Genomic DNA, 22,286 nt, shown 5'->3' with positions numbered 1-22,286 from the left:
CCCTCTTTCTTAAGCGAAGTATTTACTATAAGTATACAACAATAAAAGAGAGGATTCTCAAATGAAAATCCTCTCTCGTTAATGCCCGAGTGGTGTGAGCTAATAATCAGTGGGGATGAACAAAATCCCCACTGATTAAAGTTTTACTTTATGCTGCCACTTTTTTATGTGTATGATGTTTTTGATAACGTCCACGCCTTGCATATGCAATTTGCGGAATTGCAATACCGATTAAAATAAGTGATACACCTATCCACTGTGAAGATAGTACAGCTTCTTTTAAAACGAATACAGACATAATTGTTGTAACTGGTAGCTCTGCTGCACCAAGAATAGTCGCTAAGCCAGAACCGATTTTTGGAATACCAATTGTAAAGGCAATAGACGGAATAACGATACTAAATATTCCTAATCCTAAGCCGTATTTCCAAAGTCCTTGAGAAATGGCACCGTTCATAATAAATGTTGGTGGGAATACGATCATAACTAAAGTTAAAGCGCCAGCCATTAACAGGACACCACGTGGTAATGAAGGTACTTCAACAGCAACTTTTCCGCTCACAAAAATGTATGTTGCAAATGTAATAGCAGATAATAGCCCTAAAATGATTCCTGTTGTATCGAAAGTACCTGCCGATTTTTCCAGTAAACCACTTGATAAAAATGTACCTACAAGTAAGAAAATAACCGAAATAACTTTTTCCCTTGAAGGTAATGTTTTTGTTACAATAGCTTCAATAATAATACCGACCCAAACGAATTGGAACAAAAGAATAATTGCGATAGAAGCTGGTACAGTTTTTAATGAAGCATAATAAAAAATTCCAGTAAAACTTGCAGATGTTCCTGCAACGAATAAAATTAATGCTTGTTTTAATGGAACGCGGTGTCTAGAAAATAGAAGTGTAATAGCCAGCAAAATAATCCAACCGAACAAATATTGGCTGCCAATTACCTCTCCAAGTGAAAATCCTTCTGCATATGCAAGTTTAACAAAAATAGCTAAAATTCCATAACTACACGCTCCTAATAAAACTAAAAGAGAATAACGAAGCATGAAAAATTCCTCCCATCTATGTGAAGTTGTTCCGTAACGAAAATATATCTAGAGGGAAGTATACAAAATTAAAAATGTAGGGTCAAATAAAAGAAAAGTGCGACATTTTATAGAATAATAATAAAAGTATGATATTTATGCATAATCTTGAAATTGTTAATTATAAAAGTATTGTAAAATCAGCTTTGTATTGTATAAAGACAGCATTTGAAAAAATATTTTTTAAATCAATATGTATATAAACGTACGTATACGTGCTAATCATTTGAGAAACTATGTTACCTTTGTTATGTTAATAACAATTAAAGGGTTTCCTAATCCAATTGAGGTTTTTCTATATAATAGAAGGAAATGAAAACGTTTTATTAGAAACTGTGAGAAAGAGTGGTTTTTCTTATTACCACGTTGTAAAAGTGAGTTCACGAATTGTTCATAGTATTTTTATGTGTTTTTGCTACAATATGTAAGGAGAGGAGTGGAATTATGCAAGATATTAGTATTTTTTTAGCGTTTGGCGCTGGGTTCTTATCATTTATTTCCCCATGTTGCTTACCGCTTTATCCGGCATTTTTATCGTACATAACAGGTATGTCGGTTTCTGAATTGAAAGAAGAAAATGCAATGCTTCGCAAAAGAAGTATGATACATACAGCGTTTTTCTTACTTGGATTTTCAATTATATTTATTGCAATTGGATTTGGTACAAGTTTTATTGGAGGAATCTTTACAGATTATAAAGATTTAATTAGACAGCTAGGTGGTATATTTATCATCGTGTTCGGTCTTATTATTGTTGGGGTATTTAAACCGAAGTTTTTAATGCAAGATCGCAAATTTACATTTAAAAATCGTCCGAGTGGCTATTTTGGATCAGTTCTAATTGGATTGGCCTTTGCTGCAGGATGGACGCCATGTACTGGACCTATTTTAGTGTCCGTAATTGGATTAGCAGCAACAAACCCAGAATCAGCAATGATTTATATGATTGCTTACATACTTGGATTTGCTATCCCATTTTTCGTGCTTTCATTCTTTATTACGAAAATGTCTTGGATTAAAAGAAATAGTATGGCCTTTATGAAAGTCGGAGGATACATTATGATTGTCATGGGTATCTTCTTATACTTTAATTGGATGACGAAAATTATCGTATATTTCTCAAGTTTATTTGGTGGTTTTACCGGTTTTTAGTATTATTCTGTGAAAATGTTGGAAATACTAACGGAAAAGCATATAATGAAAGTATATTTTGCATATAGCCACAAAAAAGGATGAGAAAATATGAACATAGTTCTTTTATCAAGTATCGTTGCTGTTTGTATGGCTGTCGGTGCGATGTTTATTCGTTTAAAAGCAGCTAAGAAACCTGCAACATTGAAAAAAATTATACTTCCGCCATTTTTTATGAGTACGGGAGCATTGATGTATGTTTTTCCTGAATTTCGATTAACTCCAGCAGAAATGTTAGAAGCAATTGGTGTTGGTTTGATTTTCTCTATTTTTCTTATTAAAACATCTAAATTTGAAATTAGAGGACAAGAGATTTACTTGAAGCGTTCAAAAGCATTTGTTTTTATATTAATTGGATTACTTGTAGTACGGATTGTATTTAAAACATACTTAAGTCAATCTCTTGATTTAGGACAACTTAGCGGCATGTTCTTCTTACTTGCGTTTGCGATGATTGTATCATGGAGAATTGCGATGTACCGTTCCTTTACGAAATTACAGAAGGAAATGGAAAAAGAAGATGGTTTTTATAATGAAAAAGATATGAAGCTAACTTAAAACTGTATATGTATAAAATAAAAAAGACAGCGTCAAAGGCGCTGTCTTTTTTATCGAAAATAATGTGAAGTTATTTTGCGAGTAAAGACTTGTAGTTTGAATAATCAATCTCTTTTTCTTGTAGTTTTTTTACTAAAAATTTATGATCACGCTTTGGTGTGGCAATAATATATCCTTTAATAATTAAGTCTTGTGTAATTTGAGAGGCATTTTCTTGTAATGCAAGTTCTCCAATTTTACCAGCGATTTTGGATTTGGCAACGTCGCGAAATAGTTCTGGAACAGGACTTACAAGCTCTTCTAGCAATTGTTTTTGTTCGTCAGCCCATAAATGTCTCGTTTTATTTATGTAGTGTTCTTCCCAATCTAAAATGGACATACCATCTTCTTTTGGTAATCGTTTTAAAAATTTTCTGAACATAAAGTATCCACCGATAGACATAAGTCCTAATAAAATGACAGTCCATAATACAATGAACCAACTGAACCATCCTTCGAGCAAGTATATCCCCCCCCTTAAATGATTTCGATTTTCTTTTATTCATATTATAAACATTGAGATTCATAGAAAGCAAGAACGCTTGGTCATTTTGACCAAGCGTAATCATTTAAACAAAGTATAGTTGTTCAACACATAAATTATTATTATCGTCTTCAACATACTCAATAATAAGTGTGCCAACTTTACGATCTTTATCTTCAGTTGTGAAAATAGAGTAAGAAGTAAAACGTGCTGTTGATAGGCCGCTTATATGTGTAGGTAAAGAAATGTAGTCGTTATCGCGGAAGAATTCCATTAGTTCAATATCTTCAAATTCTTTTCGGTCAACTTGTTTGTTTGTATAGCGGCGTTGAAGTTGTTTTAAAGATTCATTCCAAGAAATTGCTTTTGTGTCGTATACCATTGTTCTATCTCCTTACTGTATGTAATCGTTAAGAACATACGTTCTAATTTAGTATACTCTTTTTATTAGAAAAGGGAAAGCAAAAAATAATGTAAGCTTGGATTTCCAAGCTTACATTATTTTTGCGTTCGTCATAATCTCTATCTTTTATTATAAGTTACATAAGAATAAGAAACAAGATGATATATATTTTGTTGATAGTTTTCAAAATTATGTATATTATCAATATATTATATGGAAAGGGAATGAGTGGGATGGCATATGTAATTTCACTACAAGGACCGATGGCAAGTGGGAAAACAACAGTAGCTAAAAGGCTAGAGCAACATGGGTTATCGGTTATATATGAAAATCCATATCGAATTGTAGAAAAGCGAATAGAATTAAATTTAGATATGAATTCAAAAGATGGTTTTATAACAAATCAAAAAATGTTCATTGGAGCAAAAATAAAAGAGTTTCAAAATATCCAGGAATCAACGGTGATTTTTGATCGTGGGCCAGAAGATATTGAGTTCTATACACTTTTTTATCCGAAATTAATAGGAAAAGAGTGGGATATAGAAACAGAATTGCAAGATGATTTATGTGAACTAAGAAAATGCCGTTCGGATGCAATTTTTTATTTAGACGTTTCGAAAGAGAATGTATATGATAGAAAAAATAATGATAGGGTAAGAAACCGAAGTACATTTGAAGAACAACTTAAATTAGTAGAAACTGAAAAAGAATGGTATAAACAATTTCCTGTAACTTATGTGGACACGAATGCATTATCAGTGGACGAATTAGAAGCATATTTTATACGATGGCTAAAGGAGAGAGGGCTATGAAGAAAATAGTATTATTCGTATACCCAACATTTGCGGAGTTTGAAATAACGGTAGCAACGGCATTGCTGAGAAATAAATATGAAATCATTACAGCAGGTTTAACTAAGGAATTGGTTATAAGTGAAACGGGGTTGCAAGTGCAGCCGCATATAGAATTAAGTGAAGTGCGTGTAGATGAGTATGAAGGGATACTTATTCCAGGTGGAGAAGAAGTACAGTTGAAAGATGCAAAACCTCTTTTTTCAATCATTCATCAATTTTATGAACAAGAAAAATTAGTGGCAGCAATTTGTGCTGGACCGTATGCGTTGGCAAAGGCAGGCTTATTGAAAGGGGGATCTTATACAGCGACCATAGATTATAAAAGATTCGATTGTTTTCCAGTAGAAAATTTCGTGTATAAAGAAGTTGTGCAGCACTCAAATATAATTACAGCACAAGGGCATGCATTTGTACCATTCGGAATAGCGATTGCTTCTTATTTTGGAGTAGCAGACGAACATAATACAAATTTTTATTGTGGTAAAGGCAATGTAGTGATGGAGAAACTTTTATGAGAAAACGTGTAAAAGCTAGCATTTGCTAGCTTTTTTCTTTTTTACATCGATAAATCGCTACCGTTTTCGGATCATGCCATATACCGTTATGAAGTGATAATTCATTTTCTATTTCTTTTTGTAGCCATTCCTTCATTTCGGCGTGAAGATACATATTGTCTGGTATATTCAGTGATGGGAACATGCTAGAAATATAGTTTACGATCGGAGTAGCGTGATGAAAAACGAGTGCATTATGAATAACTGTTTCTGCAACAGTTGGAAAAACAGATTGTAATATCTCCTTACCATTTTCTAAACAAAATGGAGCAACCGCTGCTGATGTTTGCGGTAAATCAAATGCGGCTAACATCTTGTTACACATTTCAACTATACGAGGTAATGAAACGTTAGAATTTGTTGTAGCTAAAAGTGTACCGCCAGGACGAATGACTTTATAAAAGTCTTGAATGGTTCTTTTTACATCTTTCACGTGGTATAACATATGTCTTGCGATTATCCAGTCATAACAATTATCTTCGAATGGAAGTTTACTAGCATCACCCTGTTTCCATTCAATTCTATTACTTTTTTTAGCGGCTTCAGAAAGCATGGCTTTCGATTGATCAAATCCGGTTAATTGGCCTTTATGACCGTTAGTTTGTAAAAGGGAAAGGAATTTTCCACTCGCGCACCCAACTTCTAATATGTTTTCTTTTCCTTGAAGTTGTAAATGTTCAAGGACGACTTCATCTAAATTCACTTGTTTCTCTTCGAAACGTTTATGCGTATGGATACGTGTTTGTAAATGGTTGCTGACGCTGTATTGGCGTTTTACATCATTCATTTTTTCGGATTCCACCTTCGTGCAAAATTGCTGAATCGCATGTGTTAATACATCTGTCTTCTTTAAGCCTTCGTAATGGAGTGCTGCTTCAAACCTTTCAAGTAAATTTTCTTCAATTCGAAAATGAATATCTTTTCGTTTCGCCACTGAAAACTCGCCTCTTTTCATCTGTTAGTGAAAATATAGCATGCCTGGAAATTTTGTGTAAATAATTTGTGTACACAAAATTAGGGTAGGTGAAAAAATGTTTGAATATGAGTTTAAACTATTGACGATTTAACCGTTTTCATTTATTCTTAAATTAAGAAATATTCAAATAATTAAAAGAAATGAGAGAGTCACATGCTTCTTCAAGGAACACATCGAATTGGTCGTATGGCCATGCTGTTGGCACTTGCGGATGAGAATGAAAGCCCTGTATTATCTATTCCAAAAGGTTGGAAATATTGTACAGGGAAAGTGGGTTCTATGAATTCGCAAAAGGTCGTAGCGGCAATGGAAACAGCGGCTAAAAGCAACCGAGTTATTGAAACGGATGTTTACAGAGAAACACATGCACTTTATCATGCAATAATGGAAGCTTTGTACGGAGTGACGAGAGGTCAAATTCAGTTAGCAGACGTTCTTCGTACAGTAGGACTTCGTTTTGCAATTGTGCGCGGTACACCATACGACGGAAAAAAAGAAGGCGAATGGGTTGCTGTTGCACTTTATGGAACGATTGGTGCACCTGTAAAAGGATCTGAGCATGAGGCGATTGGTTTAGGAATTAATCACATATGATTTGCCCATAGTCTATTAGTTAGAAGGGGGCCTTACTTTTTAGGACAGAAGTCTGTCTTAAAAAGATAAGGTCCCCTTTTGCCTTTTTAAGGAGGAAAAAAGAATGATTACGTTAACAGGACATACATTGACAGTTGAAGAAATGAAGAAGTTATTACTTGAAGGGGAAGGTGTAACAGCTTGCCCAACTAGTATGCAAAAGGTGGCGGAGTGCCGCGAAGTAGTTGAGAAAATCGTAGAAGACGGGAAAGTTGTTTACGGTATTACAACTGGATTTGGAAAGTTTAGTGATGTGTTTATTCAAAAGGAGGATGTAAAGGCACTTCAACACAATTTAATTCAGTCACATGCATGCGGGATAGGCGATCCATTCCCTGAAGAAGTATCACGCGGTATGTTAATTTTACGAGCGAACACGATGCTTAAAGGAGTATCTGGCGTTAGACCGCTTGTTGTAAATATGCTTCTTGAGTTTGTAAATCGCAAAATTCACCCAGTCGTTCCGCAACAAGGTTCACTTGGTGCGAGTGGAGACTTAGCACCTTTATCTCATCTTGCGCTCGTATTATTAGGCGAAGGTGAAGTGTTCTATAAAGGGAAAAGAGTCCATGCAATGGTTGCTCTTACAGAAGAAGGTCTTGAACCGATTGAACTTGAAGCGAAAGAAGGGCTTGCATTAATCAATGGTACACAGGCGATGACAGCGCAAGGAGTTCTTTCTTATATAGAAGCAGAAGCAACTGCATATCAAGCGGAATTAATTGCTTCGATGACAATTGAAGGATTACAAGGCATTATTGATGCATTTGATGAAAATGTTCATAAAGCACGTGGTTATAAAGAGCAAGTGGAAGTCGCGAGCAGAATTCGTGACATCCTTCAAGATAGTAAGTTAACAACAAAACAAGGAGAACTACGTGTACAGGATGCATATTCACTTCGCTGTATCCCGCAAGTACACGGTGCTTCTTGGCAAGTTTTAAATTATGTGAAAGAAAAATTAGAAATTGAAATGAATGCAGCAACAGATAATCCGCTTATCTTTGATGGCGGAGAAAAAGTAATTTCGGGTGGTAATTTCCATGGTCAACCGATTGCGTTTGCGATGGACTTCTTAAAAGTAGGAATGGCGGAACTTGCAAATATTTCAGAACGTCGTATTGAGCGTTTAGTAAATCCGCAATTAAATGATTTACCTCCATTTTTAAGTCCAGAACCAGGACTGCAGTCTGGTGCAATGATTATGCAATACGCAGCTGCGTCACTTGTTTCTGAAAATAAAACGTTAGCACATCCGGCGAGTGTTGATTCAATCCCGTCATCAGCTAACCAAGAAGATCACGTAAGTATGGGAACAATCGCTTCACGCCATGCACATCAAATTATTCAAAATGTAAGACGTGTTCTTTCAATTGAGATGATTTGTGCGATGCAAGCAGCGGAATATCGCGGAATTGAAAACATGAGTACAGTGACGAAGAGCTTCTACCATCAAGGCCGTCAGCAAGTACCTTCTATTACAAATGACCGTATATTCTCAACAGATATTGAAAATATTACGCATTGGTTAAAAACGAATGATTTGATAAAAGAAAGATTAGATGTAAACGCAGCACTATAAAATGAGAAAAGGGAGAGATTGAAATGGAAAAAGTAAAACAAACAATTCGCGCGCCAAGAGGTACGGAGTTACAAGCGAAAGGGTGGGTTCAAGAAGCTGCACTTCGTATGTTAATGAACAATTTAGATCCTGAAGTTGCTGAAAAACCAGAAGAATTAGTTGTATATGGCGGAATTGGCCGTGCAGCTCGTAACTGGGAAAGCTATCAGGCAATTGTAGATTCATTAAAAACGTTAGAAAGCGATGAAACGTTACTTGTTCAATCAGGGAAACCAGTAGCAATCTTCAAATCACATGAAGATGCACCTCGCGTTCTGTTAGCGAACTCAAACTTAGTACCAAAATGGGCGAACTGGGATCACTTCCGTGAATTAGAGAAAAAAGGTCTTATGATGTACGGACAAATGACAGCGGGTAGTTGGATTTACATTGGAACTCAAGGGATTTTACAAGGAACATATGAAACGTTTGGTGAAGCGGCTCGTCAACATTTCGGTGGTTCATTAAAAGGTACATTAACACTTACTGCTGGTTTAGGTGGGATGGGTGGTGCACAGCCTCTTGCTGTAACGATGAACGGCGGTGTTGTCATTGCTATTGATGTTGATAAGCGCAGCATTGATCGTCGTATTGAAAAGAGATACTGTGATATGTATACAGAATCATTAGAAGAAGCGTTAACTGTTGCGAACGAGTATAAAGAGAAGAAAGAACCGATTTCTATTGGTTTATTAGGAAATGCGGCAGAAATTTTACCAGAACTAGTGAAGCGTAATATTACGCCAGATTTAGTTACGGATCAAACATCTGCTCATGATCCATTAAACGGTTATATTCCAGTAGGTTACACATTAGAAGAAGCAGCGAAACTTCGTGAAGAAGATCCAGAACGTTACGTACAATTATCAAAAGAAAGCATGACAAAACATGTGGAAGCAATGCTTGCGATGCAAGAAAAAGGCGCAATTACATTTGATTATGGAAATAACATTCGCCAAGTTGCTTTCGATGAAGGTTTGAAAAATGCTTTTGATTTCCCGGGATTCGTTCCAGCATTTATTCGTCCATTATTCTGTGAAGGAAAAGGACCATTCCGCTGGGTAGCACTTTCTGGTGATCCAGAAGATATTTATAAAACAGACGAAGTAATTTTACGTGAGTTCGCTGATAATGAACATTTATGTAACTGGATTCGTATGGCTCGTCAGCAAGTTGAGTTCCAAGGTCTTCCATCACGTATTTGTTGGTTAGGTTACGGTGAGCGTGCGAAGTTTGGCCGCATTATTAATGAAATGGTGGCGAATGGTGAATTATCAGCACCGATCGTTATCGGCCGTGACCATTTAGATTGCGGATCAGTAGCATCTCCAAACCGTGAAACGGAATCGATGAAAGACGGTAGTGATGCAGTAGCAGATTGGCCAATTTTAAATGCATTAATTAACAGTGTAAACGGTGCAAGCTGGGTATCTGTTCACCACGGTGGTGGCGTTGGCATGGGGTATTCACTTCACGCTGGAATGGTTATCGTTGCAGATGGAACAGAGGCGGCAGCAAAACGTATTGAGCGCGTATTAACTTCTGACCCTGGAATGGGTGTTGTTCGTCACGTAGATGCTGGATATGACTTAGCTGTTGAAACAGCGAAAGAAAAAGGCGTTAACATTCCAATGATGAAATAAGGAGGAGAAAACATGCTGGACACTTTACTAATAAATATCGGTCAATTACTAACAATGGATCAAGAAGATGGCTTGTTAAGACGGGAAGCGATGAACACGCTTCCTGTTATTGAAAACGGTGTGGTTGGAATTGAAAATGGCGTAATCACTTTCGTTGGAACAGCGGAAGAAGCAAAAGGAATACAAGCGAAAGAAGTTATTGATTGCGGCGGTAAAATGGTTTCTCCTGGTCTTGTTGACCCGCATACTCATCTTGTATTTGGTGGATCTCGTGAAAATGAAATCGCGCTAAAATTACAAGGAGTTCCGTACTTAGAAATTTTAGAACAAGGTGGAGGCATTCTTTCGACTGTAAATGCAACGAAACAAGCATCGAAAGAAGAACTTGTTCAAAAAGCGAAATTCCATTTAGACCGTATGCTATCTTTCGGTGTGACAACTGTAGAAGCGAAGAGTGGTTACGGATTAGATGATGAGACGGAATGGAAACAATTAGAGGCAACTGCACAATTACAAAAAGAGCATCCAATCGATTTAGTTTCAACATTTTTAGGTGCCCATGCAGTTCCGAAAGAGTATAAAGGAAGATCAAAAGAATTTTTACAATGGATGCTAGACCTACTGCCAGAAATGAAAGAGAAGCAATTAGCGGAATTCGTTGATATTTTCTGCGAAACAGGTGTGTTCTCTGTAGAAGAATCAAAAGAGTTTTTATTAAAAGCGAAAGAACTTGGCTTTGACGTGAAAATTCATGCAGATGAAATCGACCCTCTTGGTGGTGCGGAAGCATCAGCTGAAATTGGTGCAGCATCAGCGGACCATTTAGTTGGCGCTTCTGATAAAGGAATTGAAATGCTTGCAAACTCTAATACAGTAGCAACGCTATTACCAGGAACAACTTTCTATTTAAATAAAGAAAGCTTTGCTCGCGGTCGTAAAATGATTGATGAAGGTGTTGCAGTTGCGTTAGCTACAGACTTTAATCCAGGCAGCTGTCCAACTGAAAACATTCAGCTTATTATGAGCATCGCAATGCTCAAACTGAAAATGACACCAGAAGAAGTTTGGAACGCGGTAACAGTTAACTCTTCGTATGCTATTAATCGAGGTGATGTAGCTGGGAAAATTAGAGTTGGTCGCAAGGCAGATTTAGTTTTATGGGATGCTTACAATTTTGCTTACGTACCGTATCATTACGGCGTAAGTCATGTGAATACAGTATGGAAGAATGGTAATATCGCATATACAAGAGGTGAACAATCGTGGAGCACGGCCACTATTTAAAGAAAAATGCAAAGTTTATTGATCGTGAAGTGACGAAATGGAGTGAGATGATTAAAGATTGGGAGGAAGGCGTGGAAATATTCGGTGCTGCCTTAATTGGAGCACCCCTTTCTAAACCATCTATTAGTCATTCAGGAGCAAGTTTTGCTCCAAAAACAATTCGTGCGATGTTAGATGCATATAGCACGTATGCAATTACAGAAGAACACGATATGAAAGAAAGTGTTTTATATGATTGCGGTGATATTACGATGCATGTGACAAATATAAAAGAAAGTCATGACCGAATTGCGAAAACGGTTGGGCATCTAACGAAAGTAAATCCAAACATGATACCAATCGTTCTTGGTGGGGACCATTCGATTAGTTTTCCGAGTATAACAGGATTTGCAAATAGTAAAGGAAAGATCGGTATTATTCAATTTGATGCTCATCATGATTTGCGTAATTTAGATGATGGTGGTCCATCAAATGGTACACCGTTCCGTAGTTTACTAGAAAATGGTGTCATTACAGGAAAACAACTCGTTCAAATTGGAATTCGTAATTTTTCTAATGCACGTGCGTACCATGAATATGCAAAAGAGCACGGTGTGACAGTGTATACAATGAAAGATGTACGAGAGCGAGAAATAAAAGATATTATGACAGAAAGCATTGAAGTATTAAGAAAACAAGGTGTGACTTCTATTTACATTTCTCTTGATATGGATGTACTAGATCAAGCATTCGCGCCAGGTTGTCCAGCAATTGGCCCTGGAGGAATGGATAGCTCAACTTTACTTGATGCGATTGAATTTATTGGCAAAGAACCCCTCGTGCAAGGGATGGATATAGTAGAAATTGATCCAACTCTTGATTTCAGGGATATGACGAGCAGAGTAGCTGCGCAAGTAATTATGAGTTTTCTTTTAGCGCGAGAAACGATTCGTAAGCAAGTTAGTATATAGGTTGGAAATTAAAAGTGAATCTTTAGCTATGTCTTATAAAAACACATTACTACTTATATTGTAGTAATGTGTTTTTGTATTGTAAGAGGTTTGTAAAATTAAAATGGGTGCTTATGAAAAAGTTGGAGGAATTGCGGTTTTGTAGTGTTATTTTGTGGATTAATTAAATTGTTTTGAATGAATTGACACGGGAAATAATTTTATGATAAAATAAAAATTTTGCTAAAAAAATGAATATATGTTAAGCTTGAGAAGGTTACCATATATGGAGGTGGATTATTTGTTTCAAATTGGCGATAACATTGTGTATCCAATGCAGGGAGCAGGTATAATTAAAGCCATAGAAGAGAAAGAAATCGCAGGAAAAAAACAACAATATTATGTTATAAAAATGTCGGCTAATAATATGGAAATAATGATTCCTGAAGGGAAAATATTGAATTCAAATATACGACCAGTTACGGATATCACGGCATTAATACACATAATAGATATTTTTCAGCATGGGGAATCAGATAGATTACTTACGTGGAAACAAAGGTATAAAGTGAACACTGATAAAATAAAAACGGGTAAAATGCAAGAAGGTGCTGAAGTTGTGCGTGATTTAATGCGTATACAAAAAGAAAAAGCACTTAATGCAAGCGAAAAGAAAATGTTAGATAACGCACATGAATTTTTGATTAGTGAACTTGGATTAATTGAAGGTATCACAGAAAATCAAATAAAAAGCTTTTGTTAAGGTTCATTACAAATAATGTATTGCATCCCAAAAAAGGTCTTGAATTTTTTGGGAACATAATTATAGGCAATTAATCATTTCAAAGACATTCAACTCTTTCAAACCACTTTTAAAGCATTAACCTCTTTTGTTATTACTACAATCAAATCCATTTTTATTTTAAATTTCTTTTACGAATGTTCGAAGTTTAATTCAATACTTCGATAAAATAGTTACTTGATTTTTGCAATCCTGATTCACACTGGCACGGACGAGGAGCCGTAAGGATGAAAGAGAGGTAGGGCTTTCATTGTTTTAGGTATATAAGTTATTATTTTTAGAAGAATACGGAACCATTTTCACTTCTATTGATAAGGGATTCTTTATGTTAAAGAGATAGACGAATTGACAGCCATATATGGTCAACTAAAAAGGTTTCCTACTAAGGAAACCTTTTTAATTTTATTTAGAGCATTCTATTTTTTTGATATTCGAATGTTTTGTGGCAAAGTCGTATAAATTGACGCTACTATTTAAAAGTAAGTATGATGCAATTATAGTAAGAATTTTTTAGGGGGAAGAAAAATGACAAGTTCAAATAATAAAACGGCAAGTATTTATGAAGGAACGAATATAAACGCTGGTGGAACTTTTGAAAACGTTGAAGAAACGAAGTTATTTAATCCGATACAAATTGGGTCTTGGTCTCTTCGTAATCGCATAGCGATGGCACCGATGACGAGATGCTTTGCAGACAGTGAAACGGGTGTAGTTGGTGCTGACGTAGTTGAGTATTATCGCAAGCGTGCTGCTGATAGCATTGGGTTAATTATTACAGAAGGAATTGTCATTAGCCCAAGAGCAAAAGGGAACCCAGGGGTACCAGGTATGTATACACAAGCACAAATAGATTCTTGGAAACCTGTTACGGAAGCAGTACATAAAGAAGGCGGGACTATTATTGCTCAAATATGGCATGTTGGACGTATGAGCCATCACGAAATAATTGGCGGTCAATTACCACAAGCACCGTCAGCAATCGCTGCAGAGGGAAATGTTCCGCGTTTCCGTAAACCGTTTGATACACCAGAAGCAATGACAATAGAAGAAATAAAAGAGGTTATTGGTCAATACGCACAAGCAGCGAAAAATGCGATTGAAGCAGGATTCGATGGTGTAGAGATTCACGGTGCGCACGGATATTTAATAGATCAATTTACTTATGAATTTGCGAATAAGCGAACAGATAAATATGGCGGCGATTTAAAGAAAAGGTTAACATTTATGAAAGAAGTAACTGAGGCTGTAATAGAAGCAGTTGGAGCTGATAAAACACTTCTGCGCTTCTCTGCTTTCAAAGGTGATAATCCTACTTATATGTGGGAAAATCCAGAACTTGCAATTGAAACGTTTGTAAATATGTTCAAAGAAGTTGGATTAACGATGATTCACCCTTCAACGATGAATTATACGCAAGTGATTGCTGATGGCAAAAATTTTCATCAATTAGTAAGAAAATATTGGGATGGCACGATTGTTGGGGTTGGTAATTTAAATCCGAAAGAGGCTGAAGAAGCGTTGCAAGAAGGAACGATTGATGTAGCGGCATTCGGAAGACCATTGATCGCTAATCCAGATTTTGTTCATCGAATTAAACATGCTGAAAGTTTAGTTGAATATGACGCGAAAGAGCATCTTGCTACATTAGTGTGAATAAAGATAAAAGGAGAACATATAAAGTGTTCTCCTTTTATTATGGAATTTCATAGGGGGAAGCGGGATGAGTGAAACGCTACTCGTTATTATTAGTATATTGCTTTTTTTGATGTTGCTTTTAATCGTATTTTTTATTATTACATTTTTTATAAAAAAAAGAACGCATCACTCTATATTAAAACTTCATCCATACTTAGGGAGAATGCGCTATTTACTTGAAAAAATAGGGCCGGAATTTCGGCAATATTGGTTTGATCATGATACGGATGGAAAACCTTTTTCACGTTACGATTTTCAAAGTGTTATGTTTTTAGCGAAATATCGTTCTGAAATACTTGGTTTTGGATCGAAACGAGATTTTGGTGCATCGGGCTATTATATTGCGAATACATTGTTTCCAATTTTAACAGATGAATTAAGTGTGAATCTTAGGCAAGAACGTGAGGGGAAAAAATATGTGATTCATAAAGAAGGGTTATTTTCAAGAAGAGAGAAATTGACAGCGGATACAACAAATCTTTGGTTATATGAAGATGACGATGCAATTATAGTCGGTGAAAATCGCAAATACCAATGGGAATTACATGGAATGTTTGGAGCATCAGCGACATCTTACGGTGCGATTGGAGAGAATTATATTTTAGCGAGTGGTTTTGGTGCGAAAATGGCAGGCGGATCGTGGATTAATACTGGAGAAGGTGGCGTAATTCCAGAACATTTACATACAGGTGCGAATATCGTTGCACAAATTGGCCCTGGATTATTTGGATACCGTGATGAGAATGGCAATTTTTCAATGGAGAAATTTATGGAGAAAGCGAAAGAAAATAATATCAAGGCATTCGAATTAAAATTTGGGCAAGGTGCGAAAATACGTGGTGGTCATCTAGAGGGACAAAAAGTAAATGAGAAAATTGCCTTTGTTAGGAATGTACGAGAAGGAGAGACAATTAATTCGCCGAATCGATTTTCATTTTTAAATAATGCAGTGGATACACTTTCTTTTATTCAGCAGTTGCAAGAAAGTGGTGGTAAACCAGTCGGGATGAAAATTGTAATTGGTCAGCAGGAGCCTTTGGAAGATTTAATAAAAACAATGAAAGAATTAAACATTTATCCAGATTTTATTACAATAGACGGTTCAGAAGGCGGATCAGGGGCAACGTATAAATCGATGGCAGATAGTATGGGACTGCCGCTTATTCCAGCATTACTTACATTTATTGATACAGCGAATCATTATAGTGTCCGTGATAAATTCAAAGTGTTTGCTTCTGGGAAGTTAATAACACCGGATAAGGTGGCAATTGCTTTAGCAATTGGAGCGGATGCTGTAAATTCAGCCCGCGGATTTATGATGGCGAGCGGCTGTATTATGGCGCTTCAATGTAATTCCGGACAGTGTCCATCTGGGGTTGCAACGACGAATCCGCACTACCAAAAAGCGTTAGATCCGTATGAGAAGAAATGGCGAGTGATGAATTACATTATTAGTATGAGATATAGTCTGTTTTCATTAGCGGCAGCAGCGGGGGTGAAAAGCCCGCGCCATTTAACGAGGGAGCATATTATATTTAAGGATGAAAGAGGAGGAATTGTACCGCTGTCAGAATTGTTCCCTATAGTAAATAGGAGATAAAATATATGTGTTAAAAGTCATACATTTGTATGACTTTTTTATTCGATAATAAAGTTAATCAAGAGAACAATAATTTAAATAAGGAACTGATTGACAATGAAAAATAAGTAACTTATAATAAATCTTGAGTTCGAGATAAATCGTATTCTAAATAAAGACTTATTATGATTATAAATCGAACAAATATATTTTTGTGAATTATCTCGAATTCGAGATAATTCCAGTGGATCGAATGTTAATGTGTAATTTTAAAGTGTTTATCTCGGATTCGAGATAAAATTATAATAGCGGATTTTACTTTGCAGTATGGACAAAATGAATAATGAATTTGAATGTAAAACAAATTTTTATAATGAAATAAAAAAGGAGTGGCAGAAATGGAAAAGAAAACAATGGGGATTCATCATATTACAGCAATTGTAGGGCATCCACAAGAAAATGTAGACTTTTATGCTGGTGTATTAGGATTACGTTTAGTGAAACAAACAGTGAATTTTGATGATCCAGGTACGTACCATCTTTATTTTGGTAATGAAGGAGGAAAACCTGGAACAATTATTACGTTTTTCCCATGGGCAGGTGCTCGCCAAGGAATTATTGGAGACGGTCAAGTAGGCATTACTTCATATGTCGTACCAAAAGGTGCAATGGAGTTTTGGGAAAGTAGACTAGAAAAGTTTGATGTTTCATATACAAAGATGACTCGATTTGGGGAGCAATATTTAGAATTTGATGATCCACATGGTTTGCATATAGAATTAGTTGAAAGAGAAGAAGGCGAATTAAATAATTGGACTTTTGGAGAAGTTACGCCAGAAGTAGCAATTAAAGGATTTGGCGGTGCTGTTCTTTTATCTGCACAACCTCAAAAAACAGCTGAATTGTTAGAACACGTTATGGGTCTTGAGAAAATTGGAGAAGAGGGTGAATTTGTCCGATTCCGTTCTTCTGCTGATATTGGAAATATTATTGATTTAAAATTATCAACAATTGGACGCGGTCAGATGGGCGTTGGTACAGTTCATCATATTGCTTGGAGAGCGAGCGACGATGCTGATCAACTAGATTGGAGAGAACATGTATCTCGCTTTGGGTACGGTGTAACTCCTGTACAAGATCGAAATTATTTTAATGCAATTTATTTTAGAGAACACGGTGAAATTTTATTTGAAATTGCAACAGATCCTCCTGGTTTTGCTCATGACGAATCGTTAGAGACGATGGGTGAGGAATTAAAGTTACCGGAGCGATATGAACCAAATAGAAAACAGATTGAACAAACACTTTTACCATTTGAAGTGAGAAATTTAGATTAAAGTAATTGAAAGGGGAAAAGGATTATGATGAAACATGTTTTTCAAAAAGGAAAAGATACTTCAAAACCAGTGTTGTTATTACTTCATGGTACGGGCGGTAATGAACTAGATTTATTACCACTTGCAGAAATAATTGATCCGGGAGCTTCGGTATTAAGTGTTCGTGGAAATGTATTAGAGAATGGGATGCCACGTTTCTTCCGTAGATTAGCAGAAGGTATTTTTGATGAAGAAGATTTAATTTTCCGTACGAAGGAGTTAAATGAATTTTTAAACGAAGCGGCAAAAACATATGAATTTGATAGAAATAACATTATAGCTATCGGTTATTCAAATGGAGCGAACATTGCAGCGAGCTTATTATTCCATTATGAAGATGCGTTAAAAGCTGCTGTTCTTCATCATCCAATGGTGCCTAGAAGAGGAATCCAATTGCCTAATTTAGCAGAAACAGCGGTATTTATCGCAGCTGGGACAAATGATCCAATTTGTGCGCCTTCTGAGTCAGAAGAATTGAAGACGTTATTAGAAAATGCAAACGCTAATGTAACAATGCATTGGGAAAATAGAGGGCATCAATTAACAATGGGTGAAGTAGAAAAAGCAAAAGAATGGTATGACAATACAGTATTATAGAAGGAAATAAAAAAGAAGCATTTGCTAATCGTTAGCAGATGCTTCTTTTTTATTTAAGACTGGATTGCAAGATGGGATGAAGAAAGTGGTAATTGAATATCAACGATGGTACCTTTGTTTAGTTCACTTGAAATGTGTAATTTACCATGGTGCTCTTCAATTATTTTGTAACACATCATGAGTCCTAGGCCGGTACCTTTTTCTTTTAAACTATAAAACGGTTCACCTAAACGTGATATACGATCTTCTGGAATGCCACAGCCTTCGTCAATTATACGAATTACGATGAAATTATTGTCTAACGATTTGATTTGAATGAAAATATTACCGCCATTTGGCATCGCTTCTATTGCGTTTTTTAATATGTTAATAAAAACTTGTTTTAATTGATTACCGTCGCATTGAATGTCATGTTTATGGTTAAAATGATCCATAATAATATGGACGCTATGCATGATGGCAGTCGGTAAAAGAAATGTGACTACCTCTTCAATTAAAGTTTGTATGTTGTAAGTTTGAACGGATAAAACTTGAGGTTTAGACATCGCCATAAATTGACTCGTAATGGATTCCATTTGTGATATTTCACTTAGCATCACATCTACATACCATTTATTCTCCTCATTTATTTCAGGCAGTAGCAATGTTAAAAAACCTTTTAGAGAAGTGAGTGGATTTCGAATTTCATGGGCAATTCCAGCTGTCAGTTGTCCAACTACGGCGAGCTTTTCTGATTTCCGTAATAATTTTTCAGTCTCTTTTAGCTCGGTAACGTCCCTTCCCATCACGATAAGGCCTTTACGGGAACCGTCAGGATGATAAAGAGGGACTTTTGATATACTTAAGATGAGGTCGAAATCATCTCTGTGTATAATAAATTCCTCCCCGTGAAGAATTTGTCTTTGTTGCCATGCTAGTTCATCTACTTCTTCACAGTGTAAAAAAGCTTCTCGGTACGCTGCATTATATTGAATGAGTTCACTGTCCTTTTTCCCGTGATAAGGTACATGATGGAAATTAAAGCAGGAAAGTGCATAGTCATTTGCTTCAAGCCAGCGACCTTCATGATCTTTAAATATAACAAACGCAGGCATTGCATTCATTAATGTACGTAATCTTTTCTCGCTTTCTTGTAACATTTTTTCGATTCTTTCTGATTTTTCAAGAGGTTTCATAATCGCATAGACACCTGTTAGACGATGTTGGACAAAAATAGGAACTAGTTTTGTTACGACGTCTAATAAATAGCCCTCTTTATGATAAATAGATAGGATATACTCTTGCTGATTGTCTGCTTCGGTATTCTTTATATACTGTAATACTTGCTCAGAAATATGAGCTTCTAAAATAGAGATAATGTTTTTCCGTTCTAATTCTAAAGAAGTGTAGCCTAGTATTCTTTCTGCAGAAGGATTGATATGTAGAATAGTTCCCTCTAAATTCAATGAAATAATACTATCAGGATTATGTTCGAACAGAGATGCGTACATTTCTGCTAAAGAACGATCTTGTATATGGTTTCGCAAACGTCCAGAAATGTTCGGATGACGTTTTCTTAGAGTTGATGAATATTTTTTACGACTCATAATATTTCCTCCGTACAACTAGCATCTAAAAGATTTGTCTAATAATAACTATAATATAGATGTAATGTGTATTTCTATAAAAAATGGAAGTTACAGAAAAAAATTTGTTTTCTTTATTTTTTGCAAAAGGAATATAAGGTGGTAATAAGGGAAGCTTATATTGTTTTATAAAGTTTTTGTAAGTTACAGGGGTGTGTTTTCTTTATAATATTAGAATAGAAGAGGGGGAGAGAAAATGAAAAGTTATATTCAAGGAATCGATCATGTACAAGTAGCTGCACCTGTAGGGTGTGAAGAAGAGGCACGTGCATTCTATGGTAAAAAAATTGGTATGGAAGAAATTCCAAAGCCAGAAGAGTTAAAAAAACGAGGTGGATGTTGGTTTAAGTGTGGGAATCAAGAAATCCATATTGGTGTGGAACAGAATTTTACACCAGCTAAAAAGGCACATCCAGCTTTTTATGTGACTCAAATTAATGAATTTAAGCAAATGCTTATAGAACAAGGGATTGAAGTGATTGATGATCATGCCCGGCCAGATGTGATTAGATTTTATGTGTCTGATCCATTTGGAAATCGAATTGAATTTATGCAAAATAAAGACTAGGTGGCTTCCCACCTAGTCTTTAACCTCTTCTGAAAAGCCCTAATACTTCTACAGTTTCTGTAATATTAACGAACGCATGCGGATCAATTTCAGAAATTGTTAGTTTCATACTTGCTAATTCTTCACGAGAAACGACTGTCATAAGTACACGTTTTTTCTCACTTGAATAAGCACCTTCTCCATCAAGTAATGTAATACCACGTACAACAGTTGAAAGAAGCTGTTTTTTCATTTTTTCCGCTTCATTTGTTACAATCATAAGTGTAACTTTACGATGTTTCGTATGAACAGCATCAATTACTTTACCAGTTACATAAATTGAAAGTAAACTTGTAAGTGCAACATCCCAAGTGAAGAAGAATCCTGCAATTACTACAACGACTGCATTTAAAACAATAAGGAATCCACCAAGTTTAATGTCACGCTTACGAGATAACAACATACCGATAATATCAAATCCACCAGTGGATCCATTACAATTAAAAACAAGACCAATACCAGCTCCGGCAATAACACCTCCGAAGATAGATGATAAAAGTGGATCTGTTGCTACGATTTTTACTGGAACGTAGTATAATGCAACAGATAATACAATTACAGAGATAACTGTGTTAAAAATTACTTTTTTTCCAAGACCTATGTATCCTAAAATAAGGATAGGTAAGTTTAATACGAAGTTAATAATACCTGTGTTTACAGGAGTTACAATCCCTAAAATAATAGCAATTCCGCCAATTCCACTACTTAAAATTTTGTGGGGGATAAGGAAAAGATTAAAGGCAATCGCAATAATAAAAGAACCAATAATAACACCGAGAAATCTGATCATCTTTTTCCCGTCCTTCACTAAAAAATTCATATTATTTCAAGATTATATATGATATTGAAAGTTTTGGGTAAAAACAGTTTATTTCGGAAAATTAGATTAATCGAAACAATTTGATTGTTTTGTAATTTGAAAGGGGATACAGAAATGAGGATAACGACTTATCAACAAAAAAGCCCGTTGAAGCAAGAGTGTGAGGATTCTTATTTTTGTAATGAAGACAAAAATATTTATGGTGTATGTGATGGTGCAACACCGCTCGTTCCGTTTCGTGACGAAAAGGAACATAATGGAGCATACATCGCTTCACATTTATTTGCAAGACATTTTACTTCATTACGGGAAAATCTTAGTTTACAAGTCGCAGTTGCAAGAGCAAATGAGTTATTGCAGAACAAGATGCTAGAATATAAGGTTGATACGAGAAAAAAAGAGCATTTGTGGTGTACATGTATTGCAGCAGTTCAAATAAATGGTGAGAAAATTGAATATGCGCAGTTAGGGGACTGTATGATCGTTGCAATTCTTCAAAATGGAACGATGCAAGTAGTAACGAAAGACACAGTTAAAGGAATTAGTAAACGAGCTAAAAAGAAGAGAGAAGAAGATCGTAAAAAAGGTTTATTTGTGCCAGAAGAACATGTTTTTCAAGATGTTCGAGAACAGTTAAAATACAATCGTTATCTTGCAAATATGGAGGGCGGGTATTCCGTTGCAAACGGAATGAAAGAAGCCATCCATTATTTACAACACGGTGAATTACATATAGATGAAGTGAGTGGGATTTTTATTTGTTCAGATGGGTTATTTCATCCAGATTGGTCACTCGAACAAACTGTTGCATATATAAGAAAGAATAGTATAAACGAATACGTAGCAATCATTGAAGAGTTAGAAGGGAAAAAGAGAATAAGGCCAGATGATAAGACAATTATTATGATCGATTTTTAAGA

Annotated in this window: 23 protein-coding genes; 17 read left to right on the top strand and 6 right to left on the bottom strand. The window is 35.8% G+C overall.

What is annotated here, in order from left to right:
- Positions 1 to 148: 148 nt before the first annotated feature.
- A complete protein-coding gene (locus ACUN26_RS14680) occupies positions 149 to 1,057 on the bottom strand; it encodes an EamA family transporter (protein WP_000947022.1) in 909 nt (302 codons plus the stop codon).
- A gap of 317 nt (positions 1,058 to 1,374) precedes the next feature.
- Here ACUN26_RS14680 and ACUN26_RS14675 point away from each other — a divergent pair, with 317 nt between their 5' ends.
- The 3 genes from ACUN26_RS14675 (at position 1,375) to ACUN26_RS14665 (ending at position 2,845) form a co-directional block, all read left to right on the top strand.
- Positions 1,375 to 1,524: a peptidase T gene (locus ACUN26_RS14675; RefSeq protein WP_073990665.1), complete on the top strand. Its 150-nt coding sequence runs from the start codon at positions 1,375 to 1,377 to the stop codon at positions 1,522 to 1,524.
- A gap of 16 nt (positions 1,525 to 1,540) precedes the next feature.
- The gene (ccdA, locus tag ACUN26_RS14670; RefSeq protein ID WP_001152675.1) at positions 1,541 to 2,248 is read left to right on the top strand and encodes a cytochrome c-type biogenesis protein CcdA; all 708 of its coding nucleotides are present in this window, start codon (positions 1,541 to 1,543) and stop codon (positions 2,246 to 2,248) included.
- A gap of 90 nt (positions 2,249 to 2,338) precedes the next feature.
- A complete protein-coding gene (locus tag ACUN26_RS14665; protein ID WP_001028440.1) occupies positions 2,339 to 2,845 on the top strand; it encodes a CcdC family protein in 507 nt (168 codons plus the stop codon).
- A 70-nt stretch (positions 2,846 to 2,915) separates the two neighbouring features.
- Here the strand turns inward: ACUN26_RS14665 and ACUN26_RS14660 are convergent, their stop codons facing one another.
- Both ACUN26_RS14660 and ACUN26_RS14655 read right to left on the bottom strand, forming a co-directional pair.
- Positions 2,916 to 3,347, bottom strand: coding sequence for a DUF2621 domain-containing protein (locus ACUN26_RS14660; protein WP_000889376.1), 432 nt, complete (start codon positions 3,345 to 3,347; stop codon positions 2,916 to 2,918).
- Between the two features lie 106 nt (positions 3,348 to 3,453).
- The gene (locus ACUN26_RS14655; RefSeq protein ID WP_000262403.1) at positions 3,454 to 3,750 is read right to left on the bottom strand and encodes a hypothetical protein; all 297 of its coding nucleotides are present in this window, start codon (positions 3,748 to 3,750) and stop codon (positions 3,454 to 3,456) included.
- A gap of 245 nt (positions 3,751 to 3,995) precedes the next feature.
- On the opposite strand from ACUN26_RS14655, the gene ACUN26_RS14650 reads away from it, so the two are divergent.
- Both ACUN26_RS14650 and ACUN26_RS14645 read left to right on the top strand, forming a co-directional pair.
- Positions 3,996 to 4,583, top strand: coding sequence for an AAA family ATPase (locus ACUN26_RS14650; protein ID WP_002093451.1), 588 nt, complete (start codon positions 3,996 to 3,998; stop codon positions 4,581 to 4,583).
- Entirely contained in the window at positions 4,580 to 5,140 is a 561-nt protein-coding gene (locus ACUN26_RS14645) for a DJ-1/PfpI family protein (protein ID WP_000725025.1), read from the top strand. Before ACUN26_RS14650 ends, ACUN26_RS14645 begins: the two co-directional genes overlap by 4 nt.
- 25 nt (positions 5,141 to 5,165) lie before the next feature.
- On the opposite strand, the gene ACUN26_RS14640 is transcribed toward ACUN26_RS14645, so the two are convergent.
- Positions 5,166 to 6,113 (bottom strand): class I SAM-dependent methyltransferase, encoded by a 948-nt coding sequence (locus ACUN26_RS14640; protein WP_001129129.1) that lies wholly within the window; start codon positions 6,111 to 6,113, stop codon positions 5,166 to 5,168.
- A gap of 195 nt (positions 6,114 to 6,308) precedes the next feature.
- Between ACUN26_RS14640 and hutP the strand changes: the two genes are divergently transcribed.
- From hutP to ACUN26_RS14590, 10 genes are all read left to right on the top strand, one after another.
- Positions 6,309 to 6,749 carry a hut operon transcriptional regulator HutP gene (gene hutP / locus ACUN26_RS14635; RefSeq protein WP_000926519.1) on the top strand — a complete coding sequence of 147 codons (441 nt, stop codon included), beginning with the start codon at positions 6,309 to 6,311 and terminating at the stop codon, positions 6,747 to 6,749.
- 103 nt (positions 6,750 to 6,852) lie between these two features.
- A complete protein-coding gene (gene hutH / locus ACUN26_RS14630) occupies positions 6,853 to 8,370 on the top strand; it encodes a histidine ammonia-lyase (protein WP_000631856.1) in 1,518 nt (505 codons plus the stop codon).
- Positions 8,371 to 8,393: 23 nt separating this feature from the next.
- Positions 8,394 to 10,052, top strand: a complete 1,659-nt coding sequence (gene hutU, locus ACUN26_RS14625) for a urocanate hydratase (protein WP_000416699.1) — start codon at positions 8,394 to 8,396, stop codon at positions 10,050 to 10,052.
- A 12-nt stretch (positions 10,053 to 10,064) separates the two neighbouring features.
- Positions 10,065 to 11,336, top strand: a complete 1,272-nt coding sequence (gene hutI / locus ACUN26_RS14620) for an imidazolonepropionase (protein ID WP_000887554.1) — start codon at positions 10,065 to 10,067, stop codon at positions 11,334 to 11,336.
- The gene (gene hutG / locus ACUN26_RS14615; protein ID WP_000399847.1) at positions 11,315 to 12,286 is read left to right on the top strand and encodes a formimidoylglutamase; all 972 of its coding nucleotides are present in this window, start codon (positions 11,315 to 11,317) and stop codon (positions 12,284 to 12,286) included. The genes hutI and hutG overlap by 22 nt, the downstream gene beginning before the upstream one ends.
- A 280-nt stretch (positions 12,287 to 12,566) precedes the next feature.
- Entirely contained in the window at positions 12,567 to 13,028 is a 462-nt protein-coding gene (locus ACUN26_RS14610; protein WP_000486323.1) for a CarD family transcriptional regulator, read from the top strand.
- A 564-nt stretch (positions 13,029 to 13,592) separates the two neighbouring features.
- The gene (locus tag ACUN26_RS14605) at positions 13,593 to 14,720 is read left to right on the top strand and encodes an alkene reductase (protein ID WP_000204424.1); all 1,128 of its coding nucleotides are present in this window, start codon (positions 13,593 to 13,595) and stop codon (positions 14,718 to 14,720) included.
- A gap of 67 nt (positions 14,721 to 14,787) precedes the next feature.
- Positions 14,788 to 16,362: an FMN-binding glutamate synthase family protein gene (locus tag ACUN26_RS14600; RefSeq protein WP_000005174.1), complete on the top strand. Its 1,575-nt coding sequence runs from the start codon at positions 14,788 to 14,790 to the stop codon at positions 16,360 to 16,362.
- A 377-nt stretch (positions 16,363 to 16,739) separates the two neighbouring features.
- Entirely contained in the window at positions 16,740 to 17,678 is a 939-nt protein-coding gene (locus tag ACUN26_RS14595; RefSeq protein ID WP_000412734.1) for a ring-cleaving dioxygenase, read from the top strand.
- Between the two features lie 24 nt (positions 17,679 to 17,702).
- The gene (locus ACUN26_RS14590) at positions 17,703 to 18,314 is read left to right on the top strand and encodes an alpha/beta hydrolase (RefSeq protein WP_000975464.1); all 612 of its coding nucleotides are present in this window, start codon (positions 17,703 to 17,705) and stop codon (positions 18,312 to 18,314) included.
- Between the two features lie 53 nt (positions 18,315 to 18,367).
- On the opposite strand, the gene ACUN26_RS14585 is transcribed toward ACUN26_RS14590, so the two are convergent.
- A complete protein-coding gene (locus ACUN26_RS14585) occupies positions 18,368 to 19,900 on the bottom strand; it encodes a BA3702 family sensor histidine kinase (protein ID WP_000087665.1) in 1,533 nt (510 codons plus the stop codon).
- Positions 19,901 to 20,135: 235 nt separating this feature from the next.
- Here ACUN26_RS14585 and ACUN26_RS14580 point away from each other — a divergent pair, with 235 nt between their 5' ends.
- Complete coding sequence (locus ACUN26_RS14580) at positions 20,136 to 20,507, top strand: VOC family protein (RefSeq protein ID WP_000844356.1); 372 nt, start codon at positions 20,136 to 20,138, stop codon at positions 20,505 to 20,507.
- A 19-nt stretch (positions 20,508 to 20,526) separates the two neighbouring features.
- Here ACUN26_RS14580 and ACUN26_RS14575 read toward each other — a convergent pair whose 3' ends face one another.
- On the bottom strand, positions 20,527 to 21,336 hold the full coding sequence (locus tag ACUN26_RS14575; RefSeq protein ID WP_000617799.1) for a YitT family protein: 810 nt from the start codon (positions 21,334 to 21,336) through the stop codon (positions 20,527 to 20,529).
- A gap of 144 nt (positions 21,337 to 21,480) precedes the next feature.
- Here ACUN26_RS14575 and ACUN26_RS14570 point away from each other — a divergent pair, with 144 nt between their 5' ends.
- On the top strand, positions 21,481 to 22,284 hold the full coding sequence (locus tag ACUN26_RS14570) for a protein phosphatase 2C domain-containing protein (RefSeq protein WP_001223366.1): 804 nt from the start codon (positions 21,481 to 21,483) through the stop codon (positions 22,282 to 22,284).
- The last annotated feature ends 2 nt before the right edge of the window (positions 22,285 to 22,286 follow it).

Source organism: Bacillus sp. WC2503, assembly GCF_052682895.1.
This window is presented reverse-complemented; position numbering and strand designations above follow the sequence as displayed.

Coding starts and splice junctions, on each gene's coding strand:
- ACUN26_RS14600 (WP_000005174.1), top strand. CDS start 14,788: ATGAGTGAAACGCTACTCGTTATTATTAGTATATTGCTTTTTTTGATG.
- ACUN26_RS14575 (WP_000617799.1), bottom strand. CDS start 21,336: ATGATCAGATTTCTCGGTGTTATTATTGGTTCTTTTATTATTGCGATT.
- ACUN26_RS14650 (WP_002093451.1), top strand. CDS start 3,996: ATGAGTGGGATGGCATATGTAATTTCACTACAAGGACCGATGGCAAGT.
- ACUN26_RS14605 (WP_000204424.1), top strand. CDS start 13,593: ATGACAAGTTCAAATAATAAAACGGCAAGTATTTATGAAGGAACGAAT.
- ACUN26_RS14585 (WP_000087665.1), bottom strand. CDS start 19,900: ATGAGTCGTAAAAAATATTCATCAACTCTAAGAAAACGTCATCCGAAC.
- ACUN26_RS14580 (WP_000844356.1), top strand. CDS start 20,136: ATGAAAAGTTATATTCAAGGAATCGATCATGTACAAGTAGCTGCACCT.
- hutP (WP_000926519.1), top strand. CDS start 6,309: ATGCTTCTTCAAGGAACACATCGAATTGGTCGTATGGCCATGCTGTTG.
- ACUN26_RS14595 (WP_000412734.1), top strand. CDS start 16,740: ATGGAAAAGAAAACAATGGGGATTCATCATATTACAGCAATTGTAGGG.
- ACUN26_RS14665 (WP_001028440.1), top strand. CDS start 2,339: ATGAACATAGTTCTTTTATCAAGTATCGTTGCTGTTTGTATGGCTGTC.
- hutI (WP_000887554.1), top strand. CDS start 10,065: ATGCTGGACACTTTACTAATAAATATCGGTCAATTACTAACAATGGAT.
- hutH (WP_000631856.1), top strand. CDS start 6,853: ATGATTACGTTAACAGGACATACATTGACAGTTGAAGAAATGAAGAAG.
- ACUN26_RS14680 (WP_000947022.1), bottom strand. CDS start 1,057: ATGCTTCGTTATTCTCTTTTAGTTTTATTAGGAGCGTGTAGTTATGGA.
- hutU (WP_000416699.1), top strand. CDS start 8,394: ATGGAAAAAGTAAAACAAACAATTCGCGCGCCAAGAGGTACGGAGTTA.
- ccdA (WP_001152675.1), top strand. CDS start 1,541: ATGCAAGATATTAGTATTTTTTTAGCGTTTGGCGCTGGGTTCTTATCA.
- ACUN26_RS14590 (WP_000975464.1), top strand. CDS start 17,703: ATGATGAAACATGTTTTTCAAAAAGGAAAAGATACTTCAAAACCAGTG.
- ACUN26_RS14655 (WP_000262403.1), bottom strand. CDS start 3,750: ATGGTATACGACACAAAAGCAATTTCTTGGAATGAATCTTTAAAACAA.
- ACUN26_RS14645 (WP_000725025.1), top strand. CDS start 4,580: ATGAAGAAAATAGTATTATTCGTATACCCAACATTTGCGGAGTTTGAA.
- ACUN26_RS14570 (WP_001223366.1), top strand. CDS start 21,481: ATGAGGATAACGACTTATCAACAAAAAAGCCCGTTGAAGCAAGAGTGT.